The organism is Idiomarina sp. Sol25, assembly GCF_033052775.1.
GTDB lineage: Bacteria > Pseudomonadota > Gammaproteobacteria > Enterobacterales > Alteromonadaceae > Idiomarina.
Genome location: NZ_JAUPEW010000122.1, coordinates 1 through 270, shown reverse-complemented (window position 1 = coordinate 270; position 270 = coordinate 1). Strand labels below are relative to the sequence as shown.

The 270-nt window shown below is 55.9% G+C and carries 1 protein-coding gene; it reads right to left on the bottom strand.

Going from position 1 to position 270, the window contains the following annotated elements; all coding sequences use genetic code 11:
* On the bottom strand, positions 1-245 hold a 245-nt coding region (locus Q5L94_RS13715; RefSeq protein ID WP_317498911.1), incomplete at its 3' end, for a hypothetical protein.
* Between the last annotated feature and the right edge of the window lie 25 nt (positions 246-270).

The following is a 270-nucleotide window of genomic DNA, read 5'->3' as shown; positions in this document are numbered from 1 at the left end:
TCCACCGTAAGACGCACATGGGAATAGTTGTGCTTGATATCGAGATCCTCCCCCCACAGCTCGATGGCGGCTTGCTTGTTATCGTCACCATTTGCCTTGGTGAGCTGCGTGATGATCCCGCCGGCCACCTCCTTCGCATCAGCGCCAGTTTCATCCTTGGCCTGTTCGATTTTAGCATCCAACGTAGCCGCTGTACCGAGAGCGCCCGCCATAATGACGGCCATGATGGCCTGTGTGTCCGACATTGAAATCCAGCCGGTCGATACTGGA